The 19805-nt window shown below is 50.1% G+C and carries 14 protein-coding genes and 1 pseudogene; 2 read left to right on the top strand and 13 right to left on the bottom strand.

Going from position 1 to position 19805, the window contains the following annotated elements:
- Positions 1–132: 132 nt before the first annotated feature.
- The gene (locus tag AC4QZR_RS19740) at positions 133–456 is read left to right on the top strand and encodes a DUF3817 domain-containing protein (protein ID WP_188500336.1); all 324 of its coding nucleotides are present in this window, start codon (positions 133–135) and stop codon (positions 454–456) included.
- Positions 457–528: 72 nt separating this feature from the next.
- Here the strand turns inward: AC4QZR_RS19740 and AC4QZR_RS19735 are convergent, their stop codons facing one another.
- Both AC4QZR_RS19735 and AC4QZR_RS19730 read right to left on the bottom strand, forming a co-directional pair.
- Positions 529–1536, bottom strand: a complete 1008-nt coding sequence (locus AC4QZR_RS19735; protein ID WP_494482459.1) for a bile acid:sodium symporter family protein — start codon at positions 1534–1536, stop codon at positions 529–531.
- A 176-nt stretch (positions 1537–1712) separates the two neighbouring features.
- Positions 1713–3686: a transglycosylase domain-containing protein gene (locus AC4QZR_RS19730; RefSeq protein WP_494482451.1), complete on the bottom strand. Its 1974-nt coding sequence runs from the start codon at positions 3684–3686 to the stop codon at positions 1713–1715.
- A 377-nt stretch (positions 3687–4063) separates the two neighbouring features.
- Here AC4QZR_RS19730 and purB point away from each other — a divergent pair, with 377 nt between their 5' ends.
- Positions 4064–5416: an adenylosuccinate lyase gene (gene purB, locus AC4QZR_RS19725; RefSeq protein ID WP_494482450.1), complete on the top strand. Its 1353-nt coding sequence runs from the start codon at positions 4064–4066 to the stop codon at positions 5414–5416.
- Positions 5417–5494: 78 nt separating this feature from the next.
- Here purB and AC4QZR_RS19720 read toward each other — a convergent pair whose 3' ends face one another.
- The 11 genes and pseudogenes from AC4QZR_RS19720 to AC4QZR_RS19670 form a co-directional block, all read right to left on the bottom strand.
- Positions 5495–7933 carry a hypothetical protein gene (locus AC4QZR_RS19720; protein ID WP_494482449.1) on the bottom strand — a complete coding sequence of 813 codons (2439 nt, stop codon included), beginning with the start codon at positions 7931–7933 and terminating at the stop codon, positions 5495–5497.
- Positions 7934–7963: 30 nt separating this feature from the next.
- Positions 7964–9115: a DUF4249 domain-containing protein gene (locus AC4QZR_RS19715; RefSeq protein ID WP_494482448.1), complete on the bottom strand. Its 1152-nt coding sequence runs from the start codon at positions 9113–9115 to the stop codon at positions 7964–7966.
- Between the two features lie 5 nt (positions 9116–9120).
- Positions 9121–11904, bottom strand: coding sequence for a TonB-dependent receptor (locus tag AC4QZR_RS19710; protein ID WP_494482447.1), 2784 nt, complete (start codon positions 11902–11904; stop codon positions 9121–9123).
- Positions 11905–11957: 53 nt separating this feature from the next.
- The gene (locus AC4QZR_RS19705; RefSeq protein WP_494482446.1) at positions 11958–12692 is read right to left on the bottom strand and encodes a hypothetical protein; all 735 of its coding nucleotides are present in this window, start codon (positions 12690–12692) and stop codon (positions 11958–11960) included.
- A 352-nt stretch (positions 12693–13044) separates the two neighbouring features.
- Positions 13045–14190 carry a glycosyltransferase gene (locus AC4QZR_RS19700; protein ID WP_494482445.1) on the bottom strand — a complete coding sequence of 382 codons (1146 nt, stop codon included), beginning with the start codon at positions 14188–14190 and terminating at the stop codon, positions 13045–13047.
- Complete coding sequence (locus tag AC4QZR_RS19695; protein ID WP_494482444.1) at positions 14190–15164, bottom strand: glycosyltransferase family 2 protein; 975 nt, start codon at positions 15162–15164, stop codon at positions 14190–14192. The genes AC4QZR_RS19700 and AC4QZR_RS19695 overlap by 1 nt, the downstream gene beginning before the upstream one ends.
- 5 nt (positions 15165–15169) lie before the next feature.
- On the bottom strand, positions 15170–15709 hold the full coding sequence (locus AC4QZR_RS19690; protein WP_494482443.1) for a DUF4199 domain-containing protein: 540 nt from the start codon (positions 15707–15709) through the stop codon (positions 15170–15172).
- 28 nt (positions 15710–15737) lie between these two features.
- Complete coding sequence (locus tag AC4QZR_RS19685) at positions 15738–16247, bottom strand: DUF4199 domain-containing protein (protein ID WP_253406641.1); 510 nt, start codon at positions 16245–16247, stop codon at positions 15738–15740.
- 58 nt (positions 16248–16305) lie between these two features.
- Positions 16306–17577 carry a dihydroorotase gene (locus tag AC4QZR_RS19680; RefSeq protein ID WP_494482442.1) on the bottom strand — a complete coding sequence of 424 codons (1272 nt, stop codon included), beginning with the start codon at positions 17575–17577 and terminating at the stop codon, positions 16306–16308.
- 1 nt (position 17578) lies between these two features.
- The gene (locus AC4QZR_RS19675; protein ID WP_494482460.1) at positions 17579–19072 is read right to left on the bottom strand and encodes a hypothetical protein; all 1494 of its coding nucleotides are present in this window, start codon (positions 19070–19072) and stop codon (positions 17579–17581) included.
- A gap of 288 nt (positions 19073–19360) precedes the next feature.
- Positions 19361–19588: pseudogene (locus AC4QZR_RS19670) on the bottom strand (BatA domain-containing protein); the annotation flags it as partial.
- Positions 19589–19805 lie beyond the last annotated feature (217 nt).

The following is a 19805-nucleotide window of genomic DNA, read 5'->3' as shown; positions in this document are numbered from 1 at the left end:
CAAAGGCAGCCTGTTTGCTTTTCCCCTGGCAGCTATACCTGCTGTCTGTCGTAATTTTTTGCATTCCAATGGCACGATTAGGGTTACTCGGCTGTTAAGTGCTAAATTGCAGCAGAACAAAAGCATTACCATATGAGAACCCCTATTTCAAGACTTCGCACCATCGGTATTTACGAAGGAATCTCTTACCTGCTACTACTTGGCATTGCGATGCCAATCAAGTATATGGCAGGTATACCGGAGGTGGTGAAGTATACAGGCTGGGCACACGGTGTACTGTTTGTGCTGTATATGATGTCGGTACTGGAAGTGACGCTGACGCATAACTGGTCCATCAAGAAAGTAGCAGCTGCCGTAGTCGCATCGCTCCTGCCATTCGGACCGTTCATTCTGGATAAGAAACTACTGAAAGAAGAGGAAAACAGAAAAGAAAAGCCTGTTAAGCAGGTCGCATAACAGCAACCCTCAACTATTTAGCCAATAGCAACAAAAGGGGCCGTCCATTAGGGCAGCCCTTTTTTTATGTTCTTACTCCCCTTTTACAGACGAGCCAGCCCTGCGGGCAATGGACTGCGCAATCACGCTGGAGGCCAGGAGTTGCAGGGCGTGGTAAATCATGATTGGCAAAAGCATCAGGCCCACCATATTGGCATCAGGGAATAGCACTTTAGCCATGACCGTGCCGTGAACCAGCGACTTTTTGGAACCACAGAAAATGGCCGTGATGCGATCAGTCGGACTGAAACCCATCAGACGGCTGATGATGTGCACGATGCCGTACACTAAAAAGAACAAGCCGATCATGGCCAGGCCGAGCAATAGCAGGTTTCCGATACTATACCCACTGAACATGTTGCGGGCGAAAGACTCGCAGAAAGAGGTGTAGACGATCAGCAGGATGATGATCTGATCGGATAAGCGCAGTTGCTTGCGGTTACGTTCCGCAAAAGCTCCCCAATAGCGGTGCAGCACAATGCCCAGCGTAACCGGCAACAAAACCTGCAGCACCAGTTTGCCCATCACCTGCCCCATGTCGAAGTCGCCGGAGTCGGCCGTCAGGTATAGCCCCATCCAAAGTGGCGTAACAAACACACCTACCAGACTCGAAATACTGGCATTGAAAATAGCCGCCGGAATATTGCCCCCTGCAATCGACACCATCACCACTGACGAAGACACCGTGGAAGGCAAAGCAGCCAGGTAGAAAGTCCCGAGCCAGAGCAGTTCATATGGAGTGCCTTCGAAAAAGCCGCGCAGGGGCATGATGAGCAGTGGGAAAAGCAGAAAGGTAGAAGCCTGCACCACCAGGTGGAGTCGCCAACTGCCCAAGCCCGCTCGAAGCTTTTCAGGACTCAGGCGCAGCCCGTAAAAGAAGAAGATGAGCGAAACCCCTATACCTGCCACATCACCCAGCGACACGGGCTCCCGGTCAATACCGCCTTCCGGCCAAAGCCAAGCCAGCACAATCATCCCGATCAGCGCCAGTAGGAACCAGTCGAACCCGGCACGAACGAGCAGTTCCTGCACACTACGCAACCCAAAGCGAGGTTTGTTTACCTGGCGGTTGGGATCGTCAGGAAGTGGTGTCCGAGGTGTGCTCACAGGTATATTATGCTTAGTTGATTGACAGGGTCAGGTATAGCCAGCCTCAAAACAAAACAACGGCCGGCGCAATTACAAGCGCCGGCCGTTGTTTCAGGTATAGATCAGGCTTAAAAGCCCAGCATATCAATGGTTTCAAGTTCAAACTCAGTGGTGTCTTCATACTCGGCATCCGGCGCCGTCACGATCAGGTCGCGGGCACGACCGTACAAACGCACGTTCGGTTGCAGATTTTCATAGTCGGCCTGCGAGATAAGCCCACGTCTAGCCATAATACCCCCGATCAGACGATAGTAGCCTGACTTCCAGCTGCGGAGGTTACCGTAACTGTCAAAAGAAGAGCGGTAGCGTTTGGGACTAGGTATAATACTGGTCAGGAAGATAGACTCTGCCAGGTTGAGCTCAGAAGGCTGCTTGCCAAAATAAAACCGGGAGGCATCTTTTGCGCCATACACGTCCGGTCCCCACTCTATGATGTTGAGGTATATCTCAAACATCCGGTTTTTCGACACGATCCTCTGGTTCTCGATCAGCCACACTATGATGGCCTCCTCCACCTTGCGCGACACGGTTTTCTTGCGCGTCAGGAATACGTTTTTAACCAGCTGCATCGAGATGGTACTGCCGCCGCGCACGAAATCGCGGTTCTTGATGTTGGTGGCAATGGCCTGCCGGAATGCTTCTTCATGAAAGCCCTTGTGACTGTAGAAACCTGCATCTTCGGCTGTGAGCACGGCATTGCGTAGGTAGGGCGAAATCTGATTGAGTGGCGCGTAAAATGGGTTTGCTGGCCCTACCATAAAAGTCCGGATGGGCTTGCCGTATTCGTACATCGTGTGCATGAACGGCCCTTTCAGCTTATCTAAATTTGCCTGTCCCCATTTCACAACTTTAAAGTCTTTCGAGGCATCCAGGTCAGAGTCAAATACCACGCGCTCCACACTATCGAGGTTCACATGGAATTTCATTTTATACTGCAGCTTTCCTTCGGCCTGTATACCGTCCAGCGTTTCGAAAAGGCCTCTGGGCAGTGACCCAAAGAAATCATTTGCCGGGAGCTCCTCTGTCCGCACTTTCAGGTCGATGATCTTGGCGTCGGCGTTATTGTAAGAAGCGTACACGTTGGCGCGGGCCTTGTTTACGCGCACCTCCGTCAGGCTGTCCACCACAAACAGGTTCTGCCCCAGCGAAACCACATAGTCAACGGCACCTTCGCGTAGGAAGATCGGCTCGTCCGCCAGTTTTTCGTGGTTCACCGTCATGTTGTTCACCATTGCGCTGCCTTTCACGGTCAGCCTGTCCTGACGATAGCGTTTCTCCTTCATTCCCAGATGCAGGGTATCGAAGGCCACCGTGCCACTGAACTTTTCCTGAATGTAAGGCAGCCTGATACCCAAGGTATCGGAGGCAAAAAAGCTTGCTTTGATTTTATAATCGCGCGGGTCGATGGTTCCTTTCACAAACATATTGTTGGTAAGTGAATCTGTGCGAATGGCCACCTCTGATTCTATGTTCCCGTCCTTGATCATCAGGAAAGGCATCTTGATGTCGATCACTCGATTAGGGGAGGTATAGGAAACGTTAAGGTTGCTGAAATCCACTTGATCGGGCACGTTGTCGAAAGCCGTCTCGAGCACGCGGTTGAGCAGCTCTCCGTAGTTGCGATCCCCTTTTGCAGATGTGTCGGCAGGCTGCGTGCTGTCTTTTTTGAACAGAAACGAAAAGTTGTTGCGGTCTCCATCCTTGATGGCAGTCAGGTAGCCATTGGCTACATCGAGCTCACGCAGCACGATACGTCCTTTAAATAGTGAGCGAAAACCAACCGAAGCATGCACGCTGTCTGTTTTAAACAGCTGTGGCTGTCCGTGAGGTGTCAACGTTATATCGCTCAGCACCACCGAGGTGAGGCCATTAAATGCGGCATTCCCAATGTTTAAATTAACCGGGTAGCGGCCCTCCACTTTCTCCACTACACGATCTAAGGTATAGCTCAGCAGGCTACTTCTAAATACAAACAGGGAAATAAGAAGGATCAGGAAAAGGCCCAGCACGCTGCCGACCCCTATTAGTATTCTTTTTTTCAATCGCTGGTTCAAAATATCAGGATGCGAATTACGCTAATTAGATTAAGAATAAATATATAGTGCCCATATTATATAGCACTTCATCACGCATACGTAACAGCGTATGGTTTGTGTTATCTAAACCGCATACGACCGCAGCCAGATTTGGATGTACAGATAATCATTTCACAGCACAGCCTCCTGCAAGAATAAGACCAATCATTTCATTTGCAACACTTTACATAAAATTAACAGCACTGGCAGTACTTCCGTTCTTTTTGAGGCCAGTTACGTCTTTTACCTTCTATTCAGAGTTGATTAGTTGCTAAATAGCTAGTGGCTCATTTGGCTCACGATGGCTTTAAGCTTATCTTTGACCAACGATAAATTCTCTTTGCATGAACCTGACATCACTTACGGCCATTTCTCCGGTGGATGGCCGCTACCGCCGCAACACGACTGAGTTAGCTACCTATTTTTCTGAATTCGGTCTGATCCGCTACCGTGTGTTGGTAGAGGTGGAGTATTTTATTGCCCTATGCGAATTACCACTGCCGCAGCTGGCCAGTGTGCCTCCCTACCAGTTTCAGGAGCTGCGGGCGATTTATGAGCAGTTTTCAGAGACGGACGCCCTGCGCATCAAGGAAACGGAAAAGACCACGAACCATGATGTGAAGGCGGTGGAATATTTTATCAAAGAGAAGTTTGATGCGCTTGAACTAGGCCAGTACAAGGAGTTCATCCACTTTGGCCTGACCTCCCAGGATGTGAACAACACGGCTATACCGCTTTCTTTGCGCGAAGCCGATGAGCGTGTGCTGATGCCCTTGTACCAGCAGTTGCACCAGACACTGGTAGAGTTGGCGCAATCCTGGAAAGACATCCCGATGCTGGCCCATACCCACGGACAGCCTGCCTCTCCTACCCGATTGGGCAAAGAGATCATGGTGTTTGCAGAGCGCCTTGAAGCACAAATGGACCAGGTACGCCAGGTTCCCTTTTCGGCCAAGTTTGGCGGCGCGACCGGCAACTTCAATGCCCACTATGTGGCTTACCCGGATGTGAACTGGCCGGAGTTTGGTAACCGCTTTGTGCAGGAAGTGCTGGGCCTACGTCGCAGCCAGTACACCACCCAGATTGAGCACTACGACAACCTGGCCGCCTATTTTGACGGCATCAAGCGCCTCAATACCATCCTGATCGACTTTTCGCGTGACGTTTGGCAGTACGTGTCGATGGGCTATTTCAAGCAGAAGATTAAAGCGGGCGAAGTCGGCTCTTCGGCCATGCCACATAAAGTAAACCCGATCGACTTCGAGAATGCTGAAGGTAATTTAGGTATAGCCAATGCGGTGCTGGAGCACCTCTCAGCTAAGCTGCCTATATCCCGTCTGCAACGCGACCTTACCGACTCTACGGTACTGCGCAACATTGGCGTGCCACTGGCGCATGTGGTGATTGCTCTCAAATCGTTGGAGCGCGGCATTGGCAAACTGGAACTGAGCGAGGCGGCCCTGCGCCATCATCTGGAAGAGAACTGGGCAGTTGTGGCAGAAGGTATACAGACGGTGTTGCGCCGCGAAGGGTATCCGCAGCCTTACGAAGCACTGAAAGACCTGACCCGCAAGAATGAGAAGATCACCGAGCAGACCATCTCCAGCTTCATCGACACCCTGCAGGTGAGCGATGCCATCAAGGCCGAATTGAAAAAGATAAGTCCGTATACCTACACGGGTGTGCAAATGCTGTAAGGTATAGCAAAGCTCAATAAAAAGAAAGCCCCTGCCGGATTATACCAGCAGGGGCTTTTCTATAACTGTATGGTTGGGTTACTGCTTCTGCGCAACCGGTCCGTTCACTTTGATCTGTAGTAGCTGATAGCCCGTCTCTCCTGAGGCTGTCAAGCCCTGAACGACTACCAGGTAGGTGCCCGGCTGATCGGAGGTATAGAAGCTCACCTGCTCTTCTTTTCCGGGCTCAAGCCTAATCTCCGGGGCCCAGTGCAGCAGGTTTCTGAAATCTGCCAGTCGGCTACTCTTCTGTTCCGGGGTATCGTAGGCTGGTGCGTAAAACTCGCGCTTCTGCTGAAGTCCTTCATAAGCCTGCATCAACGCTCTTGAGTCCAGCGCAAACCCTCCCAGATCGCCCTCGTAAGTGTGGTAGCTCACCAGACCTTCGTAGGCCAGTGGTCCGTGAAAGAAACGACTGGTAATTACATCCAATTGCTTGACCTTCAGCGGGTCAAATGCCATGACCTTGTCGATATTGAATACGGGCACCCCATCCAGCAGCACCATCGGGTTTTGGCGGAAGATGGCCTTATAAGGGCGGTTCATGACCATGAAGTGGAAGCTGCGCCCTCGTGTACGCACCTGTACCCCCTGCACATACTCCCGCATCACTTCTTCCATCACTTTAAAGCGCTTGTAATCATCGAGCAGGTAGTGCTCCGATGGCTGTCCGTAAAAGGCCGAGCTGTCTATACCTGGTGTATGGAACCTGTTGCGGTAACTCCCATAATAAGCATGCTCCACCTGTACCTGCAGATGCCGCGCTGCGATGTCGCCTGCTCTTGATTCCGTGAGTTGCAGATGTGCTAGTGGCTTAGAGGTATAGCGTGATGAAAAAGGGCTAAGCAGCTCAAAGTGGTAAGTGCTGTCTTTAGAAAAGTCAGACTGCAGCACGAGGTCCTTGTTGCCATAAAAGTCCTTCAATTCAAACAGCAGTTTGCCATCGACATCGCTCTGTGTGTTGTAAAACCGGATGGGGTGGCCCGGTGATGCCAGGTACGTCATAATACCCGGAGCTGGCTGCCCCGAACGCTTGTGCGTGACTTTGCCGAAAAGCAGATGGCCGTGGTTTTCGGGCAAATAAGCATGCTTTGGCACCTCCTTCTCCAGCACATCCTCCCACTTAAAACGACTCCAGCCTTGGGTCAGCATCAGGTTATCCATGGCCTGACCATCGGCCTTACCGGCATCCGAAAAATAATAGGCAGGGTTTTCTATCGCGCCTTTTAAATCGGATTCGAGCCAGATGTAGCTGGCAATATGCCCCTGCGGCTGAAGCTGCAGCGAGTCCAGTTTGTACACGGCCATCGAGAGATTAGCCGGCGTTTGCGAAGATGCCTGCAACGCAAGGCTTACCTTGTCGCGCTGGTTGTAGTGCTGTTGTGGCGATACTACCTGCAGGGCTAGTTCGTGTGTCGGACGTTTGAAATAGAGGCGCTCACTTACGGGCTGACCAGCTGTGTTGAACACAGTAAAGTGCGTGATGCCGTCTGCCAGATCGGCCTTGGTCACTTTGAATACGTATCTGCCGTTTTGTAGCAGGGCTCTTTCCGAGCTGACCACCCGCTGACGGGTATGCCCCAACAGGTATACCTGTTCATCCGGTTTGCCTACCGATCGCACCGCAATATGCAGGTACTGATCAGTGCTGTCTGCCAGTTGTAAGGTATAGCCACGTTCATGCACCTGCGGCAGGGTTTGCGCTATAGTGCTTCCATCAGGCAAATGCAGTTTTGCGATATAGCGCTTCCCCTGCTGTGGCGTAAAGGCGAAGCGGCCCATCCCAAACTTGTGGGCTGTAAAATCGACCACCTTGTTACCATCATGGTCAAGCACTTGGCCTGCCAGAGCAACTCCTTTGCCGTTTTGACTATCTGATATCTTGAAAGAAACATTACTTGCTATACCTGTAACTAAATTTCCGCCTTCCGGGAAGAACTGCATGGTATACCCTTTGGTTTTTGGGGCCTCCTGCTTTGGTAGCTGCTCAAAGGTGTTGATAATTGTTACCTGCTGCTGGAAGAAGAACTCCGGACCGAAGTTTTTCATCCAGCTGGTATAGGCTCTTACGGTATAGTTGCCCGTCTGAAGCGTGGTAGGCAGTTGAAAGTAACCGTTCCCTGCTCCGTCCTTCATAGCTACTTTGGCTTGCAAGGCAGGTTTTTGTTCTGCATCCAGCAACTCTACATACGTCACCTTGCTCATGTCGAGCGGGCGGTGCAGGCTGCCGTCTACATTGTATACCTTAAACCACATCTCATCTCCACAGGCATACACCGGCCTGTCAATGTGCAGGTATAGCTTCTCCTTCAGCGAAGTCTTCCGGTGTTGCTGCAGGCTGCTAATGGCCGCGTGCTGCTGATCCGACTGAGCATTTACCGTTCCTATACCTGCTATACCTAGCGCCAGGCAAAGCAAGGTGCGCAGTACATACCTTTTTCTGCCAGGCTGAGGTTGATTATGTTGAGCACTGTTCATCGTTCTGGGCGTTTGTATCAGATATGCCATCTATTCCCAATAGGCAGGTTTAACATTAGTGCCCTGCGTGGTGCAGTCCACGCAGGGGCGCGTTCCATAGGTATAGCCGATCGGGGATGGGCTACCGGGGCCAAAAATCGCATCTACAGGAATCAGATAACCACCTTCAAACCGTTCTTGAATCTGACCTGATTTGATCATGACCGTATCGACCTCACATCTTGGGTTATAAAGTCGCCAATCGCGCGGAAGATCACGGCTGTCAACAAATATCCTTTTTGTTTCCATGGTAGTAGCCGTCATATACCCAATAACTGTTTCATCAGGATTAGACAGGCTGTGAATATTGCTGGTCAGCTGCGAAGGAAGCGGATCGAAAAGGGTACCGATGTTTTCAGTGTTCTTCTTGAGTATCTCCAGGTATTCGAACGCTTCACGGGTCAACGCATACTGCTTTACCAAGATGCTATACTTCATGCCGACTTTCTCTGAGTTGGAAGGTATAGCGTGTAGTTTGTAATCGCTAATCCTGTCTTCGTTCAACTTCACAGATGACCCTATTTCAACCCGGGTAGAGTTATCTGATTTCCAGCAAACATATATGGGATCATCACTAGGCTCACGAAAACGCACTTCCCCATTCTCATAAATATAACCAGAATAAAGCGCGGACCGGAACTGCCAGGTCTCCTCAAATTCCCATTTATAATAATGTGTGTTGTTTTTTGGGTCCTCGGAGTTCACATAGATTTTCACTTCCTCTCCATCTGCTTTCCAATTCACGCTTTCAATGGCAGGACTTGTTTTCACCTCCACGTAGTCTGACGCATACTCGCTGCCGGATCTGGTGCGGATGTACAACCTGTATTTCGAATCAGCGCTCATTTGCAGGTTAGGGTGCACATAGGTGCCATATCCGGTTTCGTGAAGGCCATAACGCTCGCCATTCTCTGACTCCACTATAACGGTGGCATTTTCTTCAGCGGGAGGTGCTCCCATATCGTTGAGGCTTTGGGAGCGGAGCAGCTGTATGGTGGTGGGACCGTTGGCATTCAGGAAGCCATTCACTACCAGAAAACTACTGGCCGACTCTTTTACCTCAGGGAAGTAAGGGTCGACGCAACCGCTCACTAGGAGCATTACAAGCCAGACAATTGGGTTTTTCCAGTTCCGGATCTTCATGGCAATTAAAACTTAAAATTATAAGTGATGGTAGGAACCGGGTTCCCGAAAATGGACATTTTGTACCCTTTTATCTGCCCTCCCTGAGATTTGAAATAAACCGAATAAGGGTTCTTGCGCCCTGTCAGGTTGTACACGGCCACCGTCCAGGAGCTGTGCGCCAGCTTCGCGATCTTGTGGTTACCCTCTATGTTCAGGGCCAGGTCTACGCGGTAGTAGTCCGGAATGCGGTACTCATTGCGGTCAGAGTACAGGATGCGGTGCGAGCCACCATCGTAGTACTTGGCCAGTGGCAGTGTAATAGGCCGACCGGTGCTGTAGGTAAAGTTAAGTGAAGTGCTGAAACGCTGACTGAAGCGATAGTTGCTGATCATAGTCAGGTCGTGCGGCTTGTCGTAATTGCTGGCATACCACTCCCCTCTGTTGATCACTTCTGATACTGTCGGATCGTTGAGGCGTACCATGGTACGGGAATAAGTATAGCTTATCCAGCCGTTGAGTTTGCCTGATACTTTTTTGAGCATCAGCTCTACGCCGTAAGCCTTGCCGTCTGCATTAGCCACATCCGTTTCAATGTGGTGGTTCATGATGATGTTGGCGCCGCTTCGGTAGTCCAGGAAGTCCTGCATCCATTTGTAATAAGCTTCTGCCGAAAACTCGATGGTGTTGGCGCGCAGGTTTCGGTAGTATCCAATGGCAACCTGATCACCTACCTGCGGCTTGATGTTATTATCGCTCAGCTTCCAGGTATCGGTTGGAGCCATGGTAGCCGTATTGGAAAGCATGTGCACGTACTGGCGCAGTCGGTTGTAACTCACTTTCACAGATGAGTTATCTGATACCACGTAGCGGGCCGAGAGCCTGAACTCAGGTCCGTGGTAGGTCGCGATGGATTTGCCGCTGCCATAAGAAACCGTGTCAACGATTGTATTTAGGGACATGGGTAAACCTGGCGCATACTGCAGCACGTCCCGCTTGCCGAGAGCCGTGAAGAAAGAGTAGCGCAGTCCAGCCGAAACTGAAAGTTTCTGGCTGATATCATAGCGGTCAGACACGTACAAGGCACTCTCAACGGCTTTCTCCTGCTGCAGCTTATCAGGCCTGATCAGTGACTCAGCATGGTTCGGCACCAGGCTCCCCGGGTTCACCTCATAGCGGATGGCGCTCGCACCAAAATCCAGGGTATGCTTTGAGTCAGGGAAGTAGTTGAAGTCTACCTGCATACCTGTCTGGCTGATCCCAAAGTCCATCGCCGCAGCGTTCGTAGCATTTTCTTCATTAGAAATATCATAACCGTAATGGCTGTAAGTACCCGTCACGACGCTGTAAAGTTTGTTATGAAAGTTGTGCTTCCACTTGAGGCTGGCATTTTGGTTCTGGAAGCGATACAGCGTGTCGGAAGCCAGTTTGAAACGGTCTTTGCTCAGGTAGCCAGTCAGGTATACGCTGTTCTTTTCGTTGATTTCATGGCTGATATGCGTGTTGATATCATAAAAAGAAGCTTCACTGTTGCTGAAAGACTTGTTCGGAATTTTCTTGAGCAGCCAGTCAGAATAGGTAGAACGCCCTCCAACCAGGATAGAGGTCTTGTCTTTGACAATTGGTCCCTCCAGCGTCAGGCGGCTAGTCAGCAAACCAATGCCGCCCGCTCCGCTAAACTGCTTTTTATTGCCTTCTCTTGAGCTCACCTCCAACACCGACGAAAGGCGACCACCGTATCGGGCAGGCACAGCACTCTTGTACAGTTCCACCGATTTGATAACATCTGGGTTGAAAGCAGAGAAGAAACCAAACAAGTGTGCGGGGTTGTAAATAGTGGCGTCGTTGAGCAGGATCAGGTTCTGGTCAGTAGAGCCCCCGCGCACGTTCATACCAGTACTTCCCTCCCCTACTGATTTTACTCCAGGCAAGGTCAGCACCACGCGCAGGATGTCTGTTTCACCAAAGGCTGTCGGCACCTGCTTGATGGTTCGGATATCCAACCGCTCCATGCCCATCTGCAGACCCGTAACGTTGCGGTCTTTTTCAGCCTCCACCAACACCTCTTTCAAAGTGCGGATGTCTTCTTCTACTTCGATGTCTAGTTTGCCGTCGCTGTGCAGTATTACCTGACGCTTCGTGTTTTTAAGCCCAACCGCCCGGATGTTCAGTTCATGGCGGCCAACCGGAAGCGAAAGGGAATAATAGCCGTACTGGTCTGAAGCCGTGCCGATGGAAGGAGATTCGATATAAATGTGGGCTCCGATGATTGGCTCTCCCGTGTTGGCGTCGCGCAAGGTTCCTGCCAGGTTCGCTCTCCCTGTCTTGCTTCCATTCTGTGTCCCTATCTCGTACAGCTTGATCTCCGATTGGATTCGTTTCTTGTTATCCTGCTGCTGAGGCAGGTAGGCAGGCGTAGCTAACTGGCTGTTTCGCCTGGCCTCTTCCTCATCCTTGAAAAAGTTGGAAGGCAGGCTGGTCATGATTGGGTTTTGCCGCGTGATGAAAACCTGGCGCTGCTCCGTGATGGCAAATTTATACTCGGTGTCTTTCAGGATTTGGGCAAGCACCAAGTTAAGCGGCTCTCCTTCTACCTCCACATCTACCTTAATGCTGTCGGCTAAGGCCTGCTCAAAGTAGAACTTATAAGGCAGACGGGTCTCCAGCCGCTGCACGAAATCCTGGAAGCTTATGTTGCGGAAGGAACCGCTGATGAGTGGGGCCTCCTGCCGCTGTTGGGCATGCACAGGTATAGCCGCAGTTATACAGCACAGCAATACCAGCAAAAACACTCTGTAAAGTTGGGTCATAAGAAGGGAAGAGAACTTGAACAGATTTTTAAATGGATCGGAAGAATCTCGCTTTACTGTTGGAGCGAGTCATAGTGCTGGGCGGTTTTTACGATCGCGTTTTCCCGCTCTTTCCGGAAGCGGAGTTTATTAGCGCTGGCAAATTTATTCAGGGGCTTTTTCTGTTCCTGCAGCACCCGCATCACGGAGCGCTTGTTGCTAACGGGGTGGTATACGCCTTCTTTTACCAGGTAGAATTTACTGGCATCCCGATACTCTCCCTCCATACCTTCGGTGCTCGCCCGCTCAAATAGTGTCTTTTCACGCTTCATCAGCACCTGCACCTCGCCGCTGTAAAGCAGGTCATAAAAACCCGGCTGAATTGAAATTCCGGTCGTGGTATCTGCCTGCAACCTGATGAAGGTATGCCCATACAATTGGAAGGCGTCTACCCTGTTTTTCACCAGTCGCTGTGGCTGGCCGCTGCCATGATTCACGATCACGAGCTCGTCCTGCATCAGGTCATATAGCATCGGTACGTCTTCAAACCAGGCACCGTCATATTTAACGGTGCCGTTCTGATAGATCTTATCCTGATAAAACTGGTGCCCTTTCACGTAGGACTTAACAGGCACATAATACTCTGGCCCATTATACAAGTGTGCATGCACCCCTACTGCAGTACGGTACTGCTTCAGCGCATCCGTCACAGCATGGCTTACAAAACTGGTGTCAGTCTGTGCAAAAATTGTAAAGGGCAGTAAGTTAAATATAAGAACAAGCGTTAGATGAATAGGGCTTTTACGCATAATGATTGGTTAGCTTCACAGCGAATACGGACATTAAATATAACGTATGTTTGATGTTATGACAAATGTGTCTGCAAATTTTTCCTAAAAACATCACATCCCTTTTTCTTAAAATATAACTTAAGCATTATCTGGATTATGCTTCTTATTAACAGGTAGACATCGGTGGCATCTTCTACAAACTAATCCTGATGTCCTGTCTATTAGAAAGACTTGTGGTATCGTATTTTTTACTAGGCGTGGATTCACTCGCTCAGGAGCAGACAATCAATATATTTGTACATATTCGATCTCCCTAGATGGGCGATATATTTTCAATCTTCTGAACCTATTGCAAACGAAAACGCTGCCGTTATATCTTATCCGCGAGCTCGTATACCGACTCCACAAACCGGCTCCAACTGAATCGTTTTTTATATCTAGAGATATTCTGAGTGAACACAGCCGCCTTAGCCGAGGTATAGAAATCAAGTATGGCGGTGGCTATCGCCTCCGGGTTTGGCTCCACCACATACCCTACTTCCCCGTGCGGCACCAGTTCCGACAGCCCACCCACATTGGTCACCACCATTGGCTTGTCAAAGTGATAGGCAACCTGTGTTACGCCGCTTTGGGTGGCATGCTTGTAGGGTTGCACTACCAGATCGGCTGCGCAGAAATAATGACGGACCTCGGCATTGGGTATAAAGTCTGTCCGAAGCACCAGCCGGTCCTGCAGCCCATGTTTTTCGATCAGGTCAAGGTATGGCCTTGCCTCCTCATAAAACTCTCCCGCGATCAGCAGCTTCAGATCAGGTATAGCCTCTAGCGCAGGTATAGCCATTGCCTCCAGCAGCAGGTCGAGCCCTTTGTAAGCCCGGATGAAGCCAAAAAACAGCAGGTACTTATCGTTTGGATCTAATCGCAAGGCGGCACAGGCTTCAGCTTTGCTTTCGGAAGGCCCGAAATTATCGTAGAGCGGATGCGGCAGGTATACGTTGGGTTTGTTCGGCTCGAAGCGCTGCAAATCCTTCTGCACAGCCCGCGACATGGTCAGGAAACCGTGACAGGCGCTCAGAAAATACTTCGTGAAAGGGATATCGCCCGGCCGCTTCTCATGTGGCACCACATTGTCGGTAATAGCCAGAATCCGGCTATACCTGTTGCGCCTGATCAGACGGGCAATGGTGCCCAGGGCGGGCCCCATAAAGGGTAGCCAAAACCGGGAAATAACCAGATCGGGTTTTTGACGCCTGATGTAATTGCCGGTGCGTACCCAGCTGATCGGGTTAACGGAGTTGATCAGCGACTTAATGGTGATGCCTTCGGGGGCAGGCTCGTTGGTAAACTGACTTTTGCCAGGGAACAGAAAGGAAGGATACTGCAGGCTAAAGGAAACGATCTCTACTTCATCGCCAGCCTCATGAAAGGCCATAGCCAGGCGCTCGTTGAAGGTAGACATGCCGCCTCCGCGCAAAGGGTGCGCAGGTCCCACGATCACGACACGCCTTCCTGCCATTATTTTTTGATCAGACCCGCCCGGTCTCGGATCAGGTATTCATTCTTTCTGCTGGATGTCATGGACATCATCTCGGCCAGAAAACCTGCCAGGAAAAGCTGCACGCCTAGAATAACCGCTACCAGCGACAAATAGAACAAGGGCTGGTCTACCACATCGCGCACGCGGCCTTCCGGGTATAGCGAAAATACTTTCTGAATGATCAGCCAGATCGTAATGCCCAGACCAACCACGAAGGAAAGCGTGCCAAACGTACCGAAAAAGTGCATGGGGCGCTTTTTGAAGCGGCTCACAAAGGTAATAGACAGCAGGTCGAGGAAGCCGTAGACGAACCGCTCGAGGCCGAATTTGGTAGTACCGTACTTGCGCTCCTGGTGCTGTACCACTTTTTCGCCGATGCGCGTGAAACCATGCCACTTGGCTATAACAGGTATGTAGCGGTGCATCTCGCCGTGTACCTCAATGCTCTTAACGAGCAACTGCCGGTAAGCTTTGAGTCCGCAGTTGAAGTCATGGAGTTGAATACCGGACAGGCCGCGGGTAGCCGCATTGAATAGTTTAGTCGGAATGGTTTTGCTGATCGGGTCAAATCGCTTCTGCTTCCAGCCCGACACCAGATCAAAACGCTGGTGCTTGATCATGTCATAGAGGGCAGGGATCTCCTCCGGGCTATCCTGCAGGTCGGCGTCCATGGTGATGACCACCTCGCCGGCGCAGCGTTTGAAACCCTCGTTTAAAGCGGCCGATTTGCCGTAATTGCGGTTAAAGCTGATGCCTTTGACGGTATTGTCTTCGGCACTCAACTCTGTGATCACATCCCAGGAGCGGTCCGTACTACCATCGTCCACCAGGATGATCTCGTAAGTAAAACTGTGTGCGTGCATCACACGCTTGATCCAGCGGACCAGTTCAGGCAGCGATTCCTCTTCATTTAGAAGAGGAACCACCACTGATATATCATAAGGGTATTGCATGCTTGTTATTCAAACTCCGGACGCTTGTGCTTCATCACGGCGGCAATTATAAGCGATAGGATAAGGCCAGAGAAAAACGCGTTGGTTATAGCGCTGGTCAACTGCTTTATAGGGGTGAAAGATGCCATAATCTCCTCTCTCTGACTATCGAGCATGTCATCATCTACACCAAATGCAGCCATCTGTTCCATGGTTGCATCCACAAGTTTCTCAGGCATACCTGGGTCTATGAATTGAATGTAGAGCATACTGAACAGGCCAGAAATGATACCTGCAATGATGGATACCATGATGCCAAGTCCCAGGCCCTGCCCGTAAGACAAAAGACCGTCGTTCTGCTTCCTGAACTCTTTTAAGGCTAAAACGATCCCTATGACAGAGATGACAACCGAAACGAGTAGTGCGACAAAAAAATTGCCGTAGCTTTCTGTCAGGTAGCTGATCGTGGCAAATACTACGTACAGTAAGCCTGTCAGCAAACCATACTTAATGGCAACAGCATAAATGGATGGCTTGGTTTCGAGCTGAGAAGATGTGTCAGTCATAAGGGTTTAGGGTTTATGTGAAGATGAATTACTTTCTGAAAAATACAGCTGCTACCACTGAAAACATCGTCCCTACAAACATCCTGCTCAAAAAATCGTGTGTGGCCAGCATACTGGGCGACAAATTGTCCAGCTCCTTGTAAGCTTGCTCGTAGTTTGCCTCGCCTATCAGTTTAATCTGCGCCTCGCGGCTCTGGTCGAGCAGCGCTCTCAGTTCAACTACGTGTTGTTGTATGATCTCGGGTCCTACCAGGTATAGCATCAGGTACAGCAGCATGGCAGCGCTCATGGCGGTGTAAAAAGTAACCGACAGGCTCACGCGCACCCCTTTCCAGAAACCCACCTCAGCATCATGAAAGCGCTTGAAATAGCGCAGCCCCATAAAGATAAAAACAGGCAAAGGCAGGTAACTCCAGCGCCCTGCATCTCCCAGTGCGTTATACCCCATCAGGTATAAAACGAGTATGATGACAAAAGAAGCCAATCCGCACAGCACGCCATAGCGTACCCCCACTCTCGCAATCGTTTGATTCAGCATTTGTTATTCGCTTATTCGAGTCAGCCAGGCAGCTAACAGAAATATAGCTATAAATATATTAAAAAGAATGATTAAGTACTACTTGCCCTTTGTTTACAAGGCCTATTACTTTCCCTGTCAACTCGCGCCCCAGAAAGGGAGAGTTCTTGGATTTGGATCGGGTACTCTCCGGCGTCGGGGTCCATTTTAAGTCCGGCTGGAAAAGTGTCAGGCAAGCCGGCACTCCTCCCGCGATGCCACAGGCAGGCATGCGCAGGATCTGACGGGGAGTGGTGGTCAGCTTATCAAGCAATTGCTCAAGCGGCAGCTTATCGCGCATCGTGGTATTCGCCACAGCAAAAGCCGTTTCGAGGTTGATGATTCCGAACTCAGCCAGATCAAACTCCAGCTTTTTGCTTTCAGTGTCCTGCGGTTGGTGTCCGGATACAATAGCATCAATAGTACCGTCGGCAAGTCCCTGCAAAATTGCCTCTTTGTCGGCTTCACTTCTGAAGGGAGGAGATACTTTATAATTCGTATCGAATGCTGCCAGGGTATGGTCGGTGTAAGCGACCTGGTAACTGGCCACGTCGCAGGTTACCTGCAGGCCTTTGGCTTTGGCGGCGCGTATGGCTTCTACGGCAGCTACAGTAGAGATGAGCGAGAAGTGCAGCCGCCCTCCTGTGTACTCCAATAATTGCAGGTCGCGTGTCACCATCACTTCTTCCGCCAGGGCAGGTATACCTTTCATACCGAGCTGGGTGCTCACAATCCCCTCATGCATCTGCCCATACTCTGTCAGGCGGGCATGCTCCGGGCGGTTCATAAGCACACCATCGAAAGGCTGCAGGTATTGCAGTGCTTTTACGATCACTTCGGCTCCCTGCACCGGTTTGGCACCATCACTGAACGCTACGGCACCGGCACGCTGCAGGTCGATCATCTCAGTCAGTTCCTTCCCATGCGTATCGACTGTGACTGCACCAGCCGGTAACAAATTCACGGGTAGGTTGGCAGACTTAGCTTTGATGAAATTAATAGCACCTTTGGTTTGTACGATAGGCTGCACGTTGGGCATGCACAGCACATCCGTGAAACCTCCTGCCGCCGCCGCATCAGCCAAAGATTCTATATCCTCTTTGTGCTCCAGTCCCGGCTCCCCTACCTGTGCATACAGATCAACCCAACCCGGCGACACGCAAAGTCCTTCCATCTCGATGGTTTGGTCAGCCTGCTGATCGTTGCCCCCGACTGAGGTGATGGTACCATTCTCGATAAGTATGTTCTGGCGCTGAAGATGAAAAACTGATGAAGGATCGTAAATGCGGACTGCTTTGAGAAGAAGTTTCATGTTAGAGGAATCTGATTAGAGCTATTTCTGCCATCAAGAAAATCAGACACAATATTAGGCAATATTTCCAAAGGGTGACGCCAAAAAATCTTTTTTCGAACTCGTCTTTTACCGTAAAGGTATCGCTGTAGTCATAAACGTGCACATACTGCTGGTCTTTGGGCAGGAAGCTTCTTAACTCTGCCGGACTATATTGCTCCAACAAAGATTCCTGCTTATCAAAATTAAAGGCAAAGCTACCCACCGTCTTTCCCTGAAGCTGTAATTGGTAAAACCCGGCCTCTTCCAGGTCTGGCGGCACGTTAAACACGAGGCGCCCTCCCCTGATCTGTTGCTCAGGTATAAAAACTGTGCTGTCTTTTACCAGCTTATAAATATTCTCACCGCCGGCCTGCTGTTGGATAGGTACAGTGATCGCCATGTTCTGCAAACGATAGGCAATCTGCTGCTCCTGCTTATAGCTACTTATGGCCAACCGGTACATAACCGGTACAAAGAGCGCATGATTCACTAGTTCGTTCTGCCCAAGCTGTAAGGGAGCAGCCATAAGGTATACCTTTCCCTGGCCTCTATCAAAGCGCGACAGGTATGGAGCACCGCCTCTGTATTTTAGGATGTCCTCGGAGGAGCGAGACCACACCAGCTTCCTGACAGAAGCTGGCATCTGCATTTTGGGATCGTAATCCGCAAAGATGGTTTTGAAGAAAAGATTGTCACGGGCCGGAACGGCCAGCGAAGTCTTTGTACTGCTGCCAGAATTCAAACTGGCAGGTATAGCGAGCGACTGCATCAAAGCAGCATAGGAGGCACTACGCTCTGTCAGTGGTGGGATTATGACAAGCGTTCCCCCAGACTTCACATAGGTATCAAGAGTGGAAACAAGCGCTGCCGGAACCTCCTCTATACCTTGCAGAATAATAATATCCGAACTATTCAGGCGTGCGTAGTCGATGTTATTGGGTGAGAAACGCAGTGTCTGGAACAAGGGCTCGTTACGGTAAAGACGCTGCAAAGGACTCTCCTCATTTCCGCTGATTTCTGTTATCGAAAGGCGGCTGGACGGTTGAAGCACAAAATAGTATATATTATCAAATTCAACTGGATAGTCTTCTACTTCAACCCAAGCCTGCTTACTGCCCTCTCCTCTGATTGTAAAGTTGACTGCTGTTTCAGTAACCTGCTTTGCCGGCAGGTCAATGCTCAGAGCTGCGATTTGCACGTTATCGATTACAAGCTTTACCGGGCAACCAGGTATAGCTTTATCTCCTGCATTGTATAACCTGACATATAAAGTACCTTCCGTATCAGGACGAACGAACTCGTCGGCCAGGTATACAGAGTCAACCAACACGTTAGAAGTGCCGACCGCTTTTAATGGCACCAAATGGTAGATACGGTTACTGTCAACTTTACTAAGTAAGGAAGGCTCAAAGTATGATTTCTGAAAATCGGAGAACAGGAAAACATGCTCCGCAGCAGCTTGATTAGCATTCATCACCTGATGGCTTACAAAAGGCCTGGTAGAATATGATAACTGGTCTAGCGTATTTGCAGCGTCGGCAGTACCGATAGTAGCAGCTTTGTTATAATTTGAATTTGTATTGACACTGATAGAAGTTGTAGAAGGAAAAATATCCAAGACACGCTTTGCCTGATCAGCTGCTACAGTTAACAAAGTTAGGTCTTCATCAGCGTGCAGGTTTTGCATACTCAAGGAGTTGTCAAGCGCAATCGTTACCTGAGAAGAATCTACGGGGCGAACCGTTTCAGAAGCAGGCAGAAAGGGTTGCGCGAATGCCAGGACCAGAAAAGTAATGAACAGGATACGGGAGGCAAGAATAAGTAACTCCTTTAGATTGCGCTGACTTGCGGTAAGGTCTTTGGAAACCTGTATAAATTTAACGTTACTGAATTCTATACGCTTTGCCCGACGTAATTGTATGAGGTGTAATACGATCGGAATCGATATGGCAGCAAGCGCCCATAAAAAAGCAGGATAAAGAAAAGCCATGTCAACAAGTTAGCGAGGAAGTCTGTAATATACAACGCAAAGGTTGAACATTACTATACGCCAATGCTCTTATTACGACGGTAAATAGAGGAGCGCCTTGTCCCCTCGGGCTGTAACGGTGTAAACGGCGACAGCCCCTGTCTCTTTGCAGAGGCAGGGGCTGTCTGTTGTTGGGGTTGGCGGCCACCTACTCTCCCGGGTGTGACCCCAGTACCAT

This window comes from Pontibacter sp. YIM B11418, from assembly GCF_059278805.1.
Note: the sequence above shows the minus strand (reverse complement) of the source record. Positions and strands in the feature narration are given on the sequence as shown.

Excerpts from the sequence above, each read along its gene's own strand:
- AC4QZR_RS19675 (WP_494482460.1), bottom strand. The coding sequence starts at position 19,072 with ATGAATGCTAATCAAGCTGCTGCGGAGCATGTTTTCCTGTTCTCCGAT.
- AC4QZR_RS19695 (WP_494482444.1), bottom strand. The coding sequence starts at position 15,164 with ATGCAATACCCTTATGATATATCAGTGGTGGTTCCTCTTCTAAATGAA.
- AC4QZR_RS19720 (WP_494482449.1), bottom strand. The coding sequence starts at position 7,933 with ATGAACAGTGCTCAACATAATCAACCTCAGCCTGGCAGAAAAAGGTAT.
- AC4QZR_RS19680 (WP_494482442.1), bottom strand. The coding sequence starts at position 17,577 with ATGAAACTTCTTCTCAAAGCAGTCCGCATTTACGATCCTTCATCAGTT.
- purB (WP_494482450.1), top strand. The coding sequence starts at position 4,064 with ATGAACCTGACATCACTTACGGCCATTTCTCCGGTGGATGGCCGCTAC.
- AC4QZR_RS19685 (WP_253406641.1), bottom strand. The coding sequence starts at position 16,247 with ATGCTGAATCAAACGATTGCGAGAGTGGGGGTACGCTATGGCGTGCTG.
- AC4QZR_RS19715 (WP_494482448.1), bottom strand. The coding sequence starts at position 9,115 with ATGAAGATCCGGAACTGGAAAAACCCAATTGTCTGGCTTGTAATGCTC.
- AC4QZR_RS19740 (WP_188500336.1), top strand. The coding sequence starts at position 133 with ATGAGAACCCCTATTTCAAGACTTCGCACCATCGGTATTTACGAAGGA.
- AC4QZR_RS19690 (WP_494482443.1), bottom strand. The coding sequence starts at position 15,709 with ATGACTGACACATCTTCTCAGCTCGAAACCAAGCCATCCATTTATGCT.
- AC4QZR_RS19700 (WP_494482445.1), bottom strand. The coding sequence starts at position 14,190 with ATGGCAGGAAGGCGTGTCGTGATCGTGGGACCTGCGCACCCTTTGCGC.
- AC4QZR_RS19710 (WP_494482447.1), bottom strand. The coding sequence starts at position 11,904 with ATGACCCAACTTTACAGAGTGTTTTTGCTGGTATTGCTGTGCTGTATA.
- AC4QZR_RS19705 (WP_494482446.1), bottom strand. The coding sequence starts at position 12,692 with ATGCGTAAAAGCCCTATTCATCTAACGCTTGTTCTTATATTTAACTTA.